Raw genomic sequence first — 11206 nt, forward strand, 5'->3', positions numbered from 1 at the left:
CTCCTGCCTCCTACCCTGCGATCGCGCGGCGGATCCGTTCGATCCGCTCGCGCCGGTCCGTTCTCGCCGCCAGCGCCGTGTCCAGATCCACCGAGTTGAACCGCACCACGTCGCCGGTCTTCGTCTGCGCGATTCGGTCGCGGTCGACCGAGATCACGGTCCCGATCGTGGCGTAACCGCCGCCCGTGACGGCGTCGTTGAGCAGGACGATCGGTTCGTCACCGCCCGGCACCTGAATCGAGCCGACGGGATATCCCAGGTCGACGACGTTGGCCGGATCGCTGCCCGCACCGAACGGCTGCTCGCGCTCGGTGAAGTCGAGCGTGCCGCCCCGCAGGCGGTAGCCGACCCGGTCGGCGTCCTTGGTCACCTTCCAGTCGGTGCCGAGGAACGAGGCAAGCGCGTCCTCGGTGAGCCGGTAGGAGCACAGGCCGACGACCGTGCGCAGCTCGGCCGCGCCGTCCAGCTCGGGCCGCAGGTCCTGCGGTACCGCGGCCCCCTGCCGCACCGCGCTCGCGGCCGAGCCCAGTGGGAGCGTCTCGTCGTCGGCGAGTTTGCGTCCGTGGTGACCACCGATCCCGGTCAACGTGTAGGTCGACCGCGAGCCCAGATACACCGGAACGTCGATCCCGCCGCTGACGGCGACGTAGACCCGGCAGCCCGCACGGATCATGGCGAAGCCCAGCACGTCACCGGCCCGGACACGCACGGCGGTCCACGGTTCGACCGGCTCGTCGTTCACCGTCACGGGAACGTCCGCGCCCGTCACCGCCACCACCCGCTCGTCGGTGAACTCGAGGGTCGGGCCCACGTACGTACCTTCGAGCACCCCGGCGCCGTCCGGATTGCCCACCAGCAGGTTGGCCGCGATCGCCGAGTACGCGTCCATCGCACCGGAGGGAGGCATGCCCATGTGGTAATAGCCGAACCTGCCCGAGTCCTGCACCGTCGTGTACAGACCACCGGCTCGCACGCGCAGCTGGCTCATCGGTACAGCACCTCCAGCAGCTCACGGTTGACCGCGTCGGGGTCGGCCAGCAGCGCCGCGGGCTCGAACTCGACCTCGCGGATGCGGTACCGGAACGTGCCCGCCTCGACCTCGGCGCGGGTGGCCTCGAACTCGGCCATGTCGATCGCCCGGTACCTCAGCACGTCGTTGGCCCTGGGGAAGCAGATGTCGTCGGCGAAGTCGGGCAGGCTCTGCGACAGGTCGAACACCGGGGCCGGCGCCATCCCGAACATCTGGTATCCGCCTGCGCCGCGCACCGGGTAGACCACCGCGAACGCGCCACCGAAACCGAACGTGCGCTCGGGGGTGTCGGTCCGCGGGCGCACGTACTTGGGCACCTGGATCTGCCTCTCGCGCGGAACCAGCTGGTAGCAGAACGGCAGGCCCGGCACGAACCCGAGCATCGTGACGATCCACGGCGCCTCGGTCATCGCGTCGACGACACCCTGGACGCTGTCGAAGCCGTTGATGCGTGCCGCGTACTCCAGGTCGGTGGCGTCCGGGTCCTGGTGCCGGTCGCGGAACCGCATGAGCGTTTCGTGGGTCCACGGGTCGTTGAACAGGATCGGCACGTCGACCACGCGGGTCTTCAGCACGTAGTCGTCGGGCAGCGCGCCGACCGTCGTCTCGAGCCGGCGCAACCGTTCGACCAGCTCCCTCGGGTCGAGCCGGTCGGGGTCCACCTGGACCATGTAGGACGCGTTGGACGGGCAGATGTCGACGATCCCGTCGATGGCCTCCTCGCGCAGCGCGTTGGTCACGGCCATGCCGGCGAAGTTCGCCTCCAGGCTCATCGCCTGGTCCAACTCGACGAAGACGAACTCGTCCCCGCCGTACTCGTAGCGTGCGGGCGGCAGCTGGATCTTCTCGGTCATCACCACGCCTCCCTGTGTCGGCGATCACAACACTGTGCCCGCTGGGACGCCACCTCGCCAGCGCAACTCTGTACAAATCGACAGCGCCACTTTGGCCAGACTGTGCAAAACTGCTGGTTATGCCCACCGCGAGGGAGCTCACTCACGACGCGCAGCTGGGCCTGGCCCTGCGCGCAGGCGACGCGGGCGCCGACCGCCCGATCTCCTGGGTCCACTCCAGCGAACTCGACGACCCGACGCCGTTCCTCTCCGGTGGCGAGCTGCTGCTGATCACCGGCATCGCGTTGCCAGCCGACGACGAGGGACGAGCCGCCTACGTCGGACGGTTGGCCGCCGCCGGGCTGTCCGGCCTCGGATTCGGCATCCAGCTCGGGCACGACACGATTCCCGAGTCACTCCTGGCCGCTGCCGAGGCTGCGGCACTCCCGGTGCTCGAGGTTCCCCATCGGACGCCGTTCATCGAGATCGGCAAGACCGTCTCCCAATCGCTGGCCGATGATCGCAGCGCCGAAGCACGCCGGTTCGAGACCGCCCGCACCGCGCTCACCACCGCGGCCATGCACGGCGAGGACCTCGGCGGCGTAATCGGCAGGCTCGCCGTCGACCTCGCGTGCTGGGCGATGCTGCTGGAGCCCGACGGGACGGTGGCACATGCCCAGCCCGCGGACGCGGCCGAACGTGTCGGCGACCTGGCTCCCGACCTGGACCGATTGCGTACCGTGCGCCCGCCCTCCAGCATCGGACTGTCGGCGTGTGGGGACCACGTCGCGGCGCACTCGCTGGGCGGCGCCAGCACCTTGGCCGGGTTCCTCGTCGTCGGCAGGGCGCGGCCGTTCTGCCCCACCGATCACCACATCACGCACGCCGCGTCGTCACTGTTGTCCATCGCGTTGACCCGCACCCGCTCCGCCGCGGACGTGCGCCTCCGCACCACCGCGCTGAAACTGCTACTCACCGGCCACCGCACGGCCTTCGACGAGCTCGCGGGACCGCTCGGACTACGACTTCCCGCCCCGCCCGTGGTCGTCCTGGCCGGGTCGGGGCACTCGTCCACGCTGGTGGATTCGACCGGTTCCCCGGACCTGCTGACCGGCCAACTCGACGGCCGGCTGATCGCGGTCGCCTCGGCCGCGCAGCAACTGCCGTCGGCCCGACACCTGGGCGTGTCCGCACCGATCGGATGGGACGGGCTGCCCGGCGCGTATCGGCAGGCAACGCAAGCGCTGGCGGAGGCCACGCGCAGGGGTGCGGCGGTGGTCCGGTTCGACGACCTCGGTGTGGGACTGCTGCGGGACGTCGCCGACGAGGAGGTCGTCGGGCGCGCCGAGGCGGTCCTGCGCCCGTTGGACGAGCACGACGCGCAGCAACGCGGCGAGCTGGTGCGCTCGCTGCGCGCGTGGATCGCGCACCACGGGCACTGGGACCCCGCGGCGGCCGAGTTGGGCATCCACCGGCACACCCTGCGGTACCGCATGAGCAAGGTGGCCGCGTTGCTAGACTGCGACCTCGACTCCCCCGACGTGCGTGCGCAACTGTGGCTGGCGATCCGCCTGGTCTCCTGATCGGGTGCGCCCGAACCGGTGAACCGCGAGCGCCTGTGCCTTCGGTACAGATCGGATGGGCGCCGCTGGCGATTTCCACGAGCCCCGCACAGGGCATACCGTTGCCGGTTCCCGGACGTGACCGGTTTTCCGGACGTGAAAGGTAGGAGGCGGCCATGAAGACCCTCATCGACCTCAACGCCGACGCGGGCGAGAGTTTCGGCAGGTGGAAGCTCGGCGACGACGCTGCGCTGCTACCCCAGGTCAGCTCGGTCAACGTCGCCTGCGGCTGGCACGCGGGCGACCCGGCGACGATGCGCCACTCGGTGGAGTTGGCCGTCGCCAACGGCGTGGCGCTGGGCGCCCATCCCGGATTTCCCGACCTCGCGGGATTCGGCAGGAGGGCCATGGCGCTGAGTCCGTCCGATGCGGCCGACACCTGCCTCTACCAGTACGGCGCGCTGCGCGGGTTCGCCGACGAGGCCGGCGCCCGCATCGCGCACGTCAAACCGCACGGCGCGTTGTACGGGTTGACGCTGCGCGACCCGGACGTCGCCACGGCCATCGCCGCGTCGATCACCAAGGCCGATCCGACCCTGCTGCTGGTGCTGCTGGCAGGGCCGACCGCCGAGCGCGTACTGGCCGACGGGTTCCCGGTGGCACGCGAAGCGTTCGCCGACCTCGACTACGACGACAACGGTCACATCATCATCGAGCCCGTGCCCGAGGCCAAGGACCCCGAAGCCTGCGCGCAGCAGGCGATCGACGTGCTCAACGGCCGTGTCACCTCGGTCAACGGAACGACCATCGAGGTCGACGCCGACACGATCTGCCTGCACGGTGACCGCCCGAACTCGGTCGAGATCGCGCGCGCCGTCCGCGCCCGGTTCGCACAGCACGGGGTAAGCACGGCCGCCATGCACGAGGTGGTCGCCGCCCGCGGCCGGTGACGCAGGCCGGAACCCCGCACCCGTGCGACCGGACACTGTGGACCGTGGCACGTCCGAACGCGACGGCGGAACGGGCGATGCGCGGCTCACGCCGTTCGTAGCGCGTACAACGCGATACCGGCCGCCACACTCACGTTGAGCGAGCTCTTCCTGCCGTACATGGGGATCTGCAGCAACACGTCGCACTGCGCGCGCAGCTCGGGCGAGATGCCCCGCACCTCGTCACCGAGCACCAGTGCCACCTGGGTGTCCGGCCGGTAGTCACCCAGGCCGACCGCGTTCGGGTCGATCTCCAGTCCCACGACCGTGAAGCCGTCGGCGCGCAGCGCATCGAGGAGCTCCTGGACGTCGTCGTGCCGTTTCCACGGCATGGTGCGTTCGGCCCCCGCGGCCGCCTTGGCCAGCCGACGTGTCTGACGGGCGGCGAGGATCGGATCCCGTTCGTCCCCCGGATGCTGCGGATACGGGGTGAATCCGGTGACGTGGAGCGTGTCGACGGCGAACACCTCGCCGGTGCGCATGACCGAGCCGACGTTGTGGGCCGAACGCAGGTTGTGCGCGACGACCACGATGCGCCGCTGATCCGCGGGCTCCCCACCGAGTTCACCGTGTCCACCGAGATCACCGTGCCCGGCGACGCCACGCAGGCGGGAGACATCGTCCTGATCGGAGGGTCCGACCTGTACATCACCGCTCACGACGCAGGGACCCTAGCAGGTCACCGACGCCACCCTGCCCACCTCTCCCGACCACAGCCGGACGGTCACGGCGTGACGACCGCCCGCCCGCGCAGCGTCCCCTCGTGCAGCCGGTGATACGCCTCCGGCGCCTCGTCGAGGCTGAATCTCTCGGTCTCGACCCGCACGTGACCGCTGCGCGCGAGCGCGAGCACCTCCATCAGTTCCGGCCGCGAGCCCCAGTAGGGCGCCCGTACCGTCGCGTCGTACGGGGCCAGGAGCATGCCGACGTCGACCTGACCACCACCGACGCCGACGAGCACCTGATCGCTTTCGACGCCCCGCAGTGCGGCGCCGAGTTCGAGGGTCGGCGCCGCGGCCACGAAGTCGAACACGGCCGTCACCGCGGGCACGCCGATCACCTCGGCAATCCGCTCCCTCGCCGACGGGTCGGACGGGAACGCGTGATGCGCCCCGACGTCCCTGGCCAGTGCGAGCTTGTCGTCGCTGACGTCGAGGGCGATGACCGTCGCGGTCGTGAGCGAACGCAGCAGCTGGATCGCGACGTGGCCGAGTCCGCCCGCTCCGATCACGACGGCCGAACTGCCGGGCCCCAGTTTGCCCAGCGAACCCTTGATCGCGTGGTATGGCGTCAGTCCGGCGTCGGTGAGGGCGACGTTGTCGGCCGGATCGAGGTCGCCCAGCGGGACGAGGAAGCGCGGATCGTCGACGATCATGTACTCGGCCATCGAGCCGTCGTGGCCGAGCCCGGGAGGCGTGATCCCCAGCTCCGCCGCGCGCGGACAGTAGTTCTCCTTGCCCTGCGCGCACTGCAGACAACGCCCGCATCCCCACGGTCCGTAGACGGCGACGGAATCCCCCACCGCCACACCGGTCGCTCCGTCGCCCAGCTTGTCGACGACGCCTGCGCCCTCGTGGCCGAGGGTCATCGGCAGCGGATAGCTCGCCGTGTACTGCTCCTCGGGCAGACTCATGACGAACGAGTCCGAGTGGCAGGCACCCGCGGCGGTGACCTTCAGCCGCACCTGCCCCGGCCCCGGTTCGGGGACCGGAACCTCGCGCAGCTCCGGTGGCGCACCCACCCGCACGTACTGCAACGCCTTCATGACCATCACCCCTTCCGCCGCCGTCATCGTCGCACCGCAGGCGGCTGTCCGCAGGGATCGCGCGCGCTGGCCGGCAGACGCGCGCATGCTCCGCGTTCGTCCGGGTAGCCCCCGACCACGAACGCACCCTCGGCCCCGGGAGGTCGGCATGCTGACGACGAACGTCGCGGACGGCATCCACCGCGTGGAACACGCGCACGTCAACTGGTTCCTCGTCGAGGACGACCACGGCGTCACCGTCGTCGACGCGGGACTTCCGACGTCCTGGGACCGCCTTCGCCGCGCCATGGCCGAGGTGGGACGGTCCCTGCGGGACATCAGGGCACTCCTGCTCACCCACGGCCACTTCGACCACCTGGGCATCGCCGAACGCCTCCGGTCCGAACTGGACGTTCCGGTCCTCGTTCACGACAACGACGTCCCGTTGACGCGCAACCCGCGCCGGTACGGCCGCGCGCGCCCGGTCAGCGCGTACCTGGCCACTCAGTTCCGTGCGCTGCCCCTGGCCGCCGGGTTGCTGAGGAACCGCGCCTGGTGGCCGCGGCCGGTGCGCGAGGTGCATCGCCTCCGCGACAAGCGGCTGACGGTGCCAGGCGGGCCCAGGGTCGTCTTCACCCCGGGCCACACACTGGGTCACTGCGCCTTCCACTTCCCCGACCGCGACGCGGTGATCGCCGGGGACGCCGTCGTCACGCTCGACCCGTACCGCGCGACGCGCGGACCACGCATCGTCTCCGGTGCGGCGACCGCGGATCCCGAACGGGCCCTCGAGTCGCTGGACGGGATCGCCGCCACCGGGGCGCGGACGGTGCTGGTCGGCCACGGCGAGCCGTGGACCGACGGCGCGGAACGCATGGTGGAACTGGCACGGCAGCACGGGCCCGGATAACCGGCGCCCCACGGCCGGTCCTCACCGCACGCTGCTGGCGCGTTCGACGAGTGCGGTGTGCAGGGTGGTCGTCCGCACGTCCCGGTCGGGTTCGGCGATGCGGTCCAGCATCATCCGGACGGCATGGCTGCCGATGTCGTAGGCGGGCTGGGCAACGACGGTGAGCGGCGGGTCGATCAACGTCGTCCACGGCGCCTCGTCGAACGTCACCACACCCACGTCGGATCCCGGCCTCAGGCCGAGTTCGCGCAGCGCCTGCAGCGTGCCGATCGCCATCGCGTTGTTGGCGACCAGCACGGCGTCCGGTCGCGTGCGGCCGCGGAACAGCTCGACGGTCGCCGACCGCGCCCCCGACGCGCGGTACTCGGCCCGCTTCGTCAGTGCCGCGGGCGCTCGCAAACCCGCCGCACGCAGCGCGTCCCGATGCCCGGCGGCGCGGTCGTCGGCCGTGGGAACGCCGCGCGGGCCGGTCAGGCAGGCGACGGTGGTGTATCCCTGTCCCAACAGGTGCTCGGTCGCCTGCCGCGCGCCCAACCTGCTGTCGACCAGGACGGTGTCGGTCGGCGGTCCGGGCACCGGGCGGTCCACCGCGACGATCGGCACCCCGGCGTCGCGTAGCGGGGCGAAGTTCGGTTCGGCCGTCGTCGGCGACACGATCACGCCGGCGACCTGTTCGGAGACCGCCACGTCGACGTAGCGCGCCTCCTTGTCGGCGTTGTCGTCCGAATTGCACAGAACCACCGAATAGCCCGCTTCCTGTGCGATGTCCTCGACACCCCGTGCGATCGCGGTGAAGAAGGGGTTCTCCACATCCGAGATGATCAGCGCGAGCACGGCCGTGGACTGCCGGCGCAGGTTTCGCGCCAGGCCGTTCCTGCGGTAGCCGAGTTCCTTCGCCGCCACCAGGACCCGATCGGCCAACTGTTGATCCACAGTGGACTTACCGTTCAGCACGCGCGACACGGTCGCCGTGGACACGCCCGCGTGTGCGGCCACATCGTTGATCGTGATCACGCCTCATCCTCCACTGCGCCTCACCCCTCCCGCGATCCGCCCGCTCCCATGCTGCCCGGGCGGATCGCAACGTCCTATTGACACTAACGGGCGACAGCGCATAGCTTCAAGAAAACGATTACTCATCGCTGCCGGAATGACCCGAACAGCGAACGCCCGAGCACCCAGTCGACATCCACCGCCGTATGCGATCTGGAGGATCGATGGCACGAATCGGTCTGGTGAGCATCTCCGACGGCCGCGGTCACGTACACGCGCGCAACGCCGAGTTCATCACCACGAAGCAGAACGCCCTCGCCGAGAGTCTCACCACCGCAGGCCACGAGGTCGTCCGTGGCAGCGACATCGTCGCGACGAACGAGGCCGCCACCCGGGTGGCCCGCGAGGTCGCCGCCTCCGACGTCGACCTCACCGTCTTCTACTACGCGGTCTGGTCCTTTCCGAACTTCACGATGCTCGCCGCCGAGGCCACCCGCAGCCCGCTCGCACTGGTGGCCAGCACGGATCCGACCGAACCGGGGCTCGTGGGCAGCCTCGCCGCGGGCGGAGCACTCGATCAGATCGGCCGGTCGCACACACGACTGGCGGGAGCGCCGGACTCGGCCGAGCTGATCGACGCGATCTCCGCGCAGGCGACCGCGGCCGCCGCCGTCTCCTCCCTGCGCGGTTCGACGTTCGGCCGTTTCGGCGGACGGCCGATGGGGATGAACACCGCCGTCGCCAACACCGACCAGTGGATGCGGTTGTTCGGCATCGACGTGGAGGAGATCGACCAGCACGAACTGGTCGTCCGCTCCGAGAAGGCCGACGCCGCGGAGGCCGCGCGAGCGCGGCAGTGGCTCGAGAAGCACACCGCGGGGGTGCACTACGACGGCGGGAAGCTCACCCCGGAGCTGCTCGAGCGCCAGCTGCGGTCCTACATCGCTATCCGCGAGATCATCGCCGAACGTGCCATCGACTTCTCCGGCATCAAGGCGCAACCGGAACTCACCGAGAACTTCGCGACGATGGACGTCACCGAGGCACTGCTCAACGACCCGTACGACTGGAACGGACCGAAGCGCCCGCACATCTGCGCCACCGAGGCCGACATGGACGGCGCGCTCACGATGCAGTTGCTCCATCGCATCGCCGACGTTCCGGTGCTGTTCGCCGACGTCCGCCACTATCACCCCGAGCTCGACGTCTGGGACCTGTGCAACTCCGGTCAGCACGCCACCTGGTACGCCGCACGCAGTGACGACCCCGCGGAGAACCTCGCGCAGGTCACGCTGTATCCGGAGGTGTTCTTCTTCCCCGCAGGCGGTGCTTCGGTGCAACACATCGCCGCACCCGGCGAGATGACGCTCGCCCGCTTCACCCGCCTCGACGGCGACTACCGCCTCCACCTGATGCGCGGCGAGTTCCAACACTTCGACACCGCGACCACGACCGGGCTGGTCAACGCCTCGACGCCGGAGTGGCCGCACGCGTTCGCCAGGATCGACACGTCGGCGGAGACGTTCCTGACGCGGTTCGGGTCCAACCACATCCACGCCGTTCCCGGTGACCACAGGGCGACGCTCCGCGCCGCGGCGCGGATGCTCGGGGTGACGGTCGACGAGTTCACGCCGGAGACGCAGCCGTGACCCGGCACGTCATCGGCATCGACATCGGCACGTCGAGTTCGAAGGGCGTGCTGGTCGACGAACGCGGCGTCATCCGCGCCCGCGCGAGTAGGCCGCACGAGGTGTCGACACCGTCTCCGGGGTGGGTCGAGCACGACGCGGACGCGGTGTGGTGGGCCGATTTCGTCCACCTGGCCAGGGAACTCACGGCGGCCTGCGACGGAGACCTCTCCGGGCTCGCCATCAGCGGCATCGGACCGACGTTGCTGCCCGCCGACGCCGACGGCACGCCGCTGCGGCCGGCCGTCCTCTACGGCGTCGATACCCGCGCGACCGCGCAGATCGACGCGCTCACCGGGGAGATCGGCGAGCAGACCCTGCTCGATCGCGGCGGTTCGGTCCTGACCTCGCAAGCCGTCGGTCCGAAGATCCGCTGGCTGGCCGAACACGAACCCGACGTGTTCGCGCGCACCGAGATGCTGCTGATGTGCTCGTCGTACCTGGTGCATCGGCTCACCGGGCGGTACGTCCTCGACCACCACTCGGCCAGTCAGGCCGATCCGCTGTACGACCTGAAGGCACGTGCCTGGGCCGACGACCTCGCTCGGCGCGTCGCACCGGGCATCCCCCTTCCGGAACTGGTGTGGCCCACCGAGATCGTCGGCGAGGTGACGCCGCGGGCAGCCGAGGAGACCGGACTTCCGGCCGGGTTGCCCGTGACGGCCGGGACCATCGACGCGTGGGCCGAGGCGACCAGTGTCGGCGTGCGCTCCCCCGGCGACACGATGGTCATGTACGGCACGACCATGTTCCTCGTCCAGGTCCTCGACGATCTCCGGCCGCACCGGGGTCTGTGGGGGACGTCGGGAGCGTTTCCCGGCACCTACACCCTGGCCGCCGGCATGGCCACCTCCGGCGCGGTCACCGACTGGCTGCGCAAACTCGCGGGCGGCGACTTCGCCACACTCGTCGACGAGGCGGCCGGCGTGCCTGCCGGGAGCAGGGGCCTGCTCCTGTTGCCGTACTTCGCAGGGGAACGCACACCCCTGTTCGACCCGGACGCTCGCGGCATCCTCGCCGGCCTGACCCTCGAGCACACGCGCGGCGAGCTGTACCGGGCCGCACTCGAGGGCATCGCGTACGGCGTGCGGCACAACCTCGAGGCCATGACCGAAGCAGGCGGGACGGCCGAACGTCTGCTCGCCGTCGGCGGCGGAACCCAGGGCGGGCTGTGGACGCAGATCGTCTCGGACGTCGTCGGTGCCGAACAGGAGATCGCGCGCGAGACGGTCGGGGCGTGTTACGGCGACGCGATGCTCGCGGCCGCGGCCACGGGGATCACCGGCGAGACCGGCACGTGGAATCCGATCGTGACCACGGTGCGGCCGGATCCGCAGCGGACCAGCCGGTACGACGACTTCTACCGGGCCTACCGGTCGCTGTACGAGTCCACAACGGACATCGCACACTTCCTGGCCCACCAGCAGCGAGCGGCAGCACAGCCCTCGTGACCCGAC

10 protein-coding genes are annotated in these 11206 nt (G+C 70.4%); 5 read left to right on the top strand and 5 right to left on the bottom strand.

Going from position 1 to position 11206, the window contains the following annotated elements; translation table 11 throughout:
• Nucleotides 1–10: 10 nt before the first annotated feature.
• Complete coding sequence (locus IF64_RS0110830) at nucleotides 11–988, bottom strand: 5-oxoprolinase subunit C family protein (protein WP_030531929.1); 978 nt, start codon at nucleotides 986–988, stop codon at nucleotides 11–13.
• On the bottom strand, nucleotides 985–1884 hold the full coding sequence (locus tag IF64_RS0110835; RefSeq protein WP_030531930.1) for a 5-oxoprolinase subunit B family protein: 900 nt from the start codon (nucleotides 1882–1884) through the stop codon (nucleotides 985–987). Before IF64_RS0110835 ends, IF64_RS0110830 begins: the two co-directional genes overlap by 4 nt.
• A 119-nt stretch (nucleotides 1885–2003) precedes the next feature.
• On the opposite strand from IF64_RS0110835, the gene IF64_RS0110840 reads away from it, so the two are divergent.
• Both IF64_RS0110840 and IF64_RS0110845 read left to right on the top strand, forming a co-directional pair.
• Nucleotides 2004–3446 (top strand): PucR family transcriptional regulator, encoded by a 1443-nt coding sequence (locus tag IF64_RS0110840; RefSeq protein WP_030531931.1) that lies wholly within the window; start codon nucleotides 2004–2006, stop codon nucleotides 3444–3446.
• A 155-nt stretch (nucleotides 3447–3601) separates the two neighbouring features.
• A complete protein-coding gene (locus tag IF64_RS0110845) occupies nucleotides 3602–4375 on the top strand; it encodes a LamB/YcsF family protein (protein WP_030531932.1) in 774 nt (257 codons plus the stop codon).
• An 86-nt stretch (nucleotides 4376–4461) separates the two neighbouring features.
• On the opposite strand, the gene IF64_RS0110850 is transcribed toward IF64_RS0110845, so the two are convergent.
• Both IF64_RS0110850 and IF64_RS0110855 read right to left on the bottom strand, forming a co-directional pair.
• The gene (locus tag IF64_RS0110850) at nucleotides 4462–5073 is read right to left on the bottom strand and encodes an RNA methyltransferase (RefSeq protein ID WP_246134688.1); all 612 of its coding nucleotides are present in this window, start codon (nucleotides 5071–5073) and stop codon (nucleotides 4462–4464) included.
• Nucleotides 5074–5138: 65 nt separating this feature from the next.
• Entirely contained in the window at nucleotides 5139–6206 is a 1068-nt protein-coding gene (locus IF64_RS0110855; RefSeq protein ID WP_246134687.1) for an NAD(P)-dependent alcohol dehydrogenase, read from the bottom strand.
• Nucleotides 6207–6327: 121 nt separating this feature from the next.
• Between IF64_RS0110855 and IF64_RS0110860 the strand changes: the two genes are divergently transcribed.
• On the top strand, nucleotides 6328–7068 hold the full coding sequence (locus IF64_RS0110860; RefSeq protein ID WP_030531935.1) for an MBL fold metallo-hydrolase: 741 nt from the start codon (nucleotides 6328–6330) through the stop codon (nucleotides 7066–7068).
• A gap of 21 nt (nucleotides 7069–7089) precedes the next feature.
• Here IF64_RS0110860 and IF64_RS0110865 read toward each other — a convergent pair whose 3' ends face one another.
• Entirely contained in the window at nucleotides 7090–8082 is a 993-nt protein-coding gene (locus tag IF64_RS0110865; RefSeq protein ID WP_030531936.1) for a LacI family DNA-binding transcriptional regulator, read from the bottom strand.
• Nucleotides 8083–8285: 203 nt separating this feature from the next.
• Here IF64_RS0110865 and IF64_RS0110870 point away from each other — a divergent pair, with 203 nt between their 5' ends.
• Together IF64_RS0110870 and IF64_RS0110875 are read left to right on the top strand one after the other, a co-directional pair.
• The gene (locus tag IF64_RS0110870; protein WP_030531937.1) at nucleotides 8286–9710 is read left to right on the top strand and encodes an L-fucose/L-arabinose isomerase family protein; all 1425 of its coding nucleotides are present in this window, start codon (nucleotides 8286–8288) and stop codon (nucleotides 9708–9710) included.
• Nucleotides 9707–11200 carry an FGGY-family carbohydrate kinase gene (locus tag IF64_RS0110875; RefSeq protein WP_030531938.1) on the top strand — a complete coding sequence of 498 codons (1494 nt, stop codon included), beginning with the start codon at nucleotides 9707–9709 and terminating at the stop codon, nucleotides 11198–11200. Before IF64_RS0110870 ends, IF64_RS0110875 begins: the two co-directional genes overlap by 4 nt.
• Nucleotides 11201–11206 lie beyond the last annotated feature (6 nt).

It is taken from the genome of Prauserella rugosa (assembly GCF_000719975.1).
GTDB classification, from domain to species: domain Bacteria; phylum Actinomycetota; class Actinomycetes; order Mycobacteriales; family Pseudonocardiaceae; genus Prauserella; species Prauserella rugosa.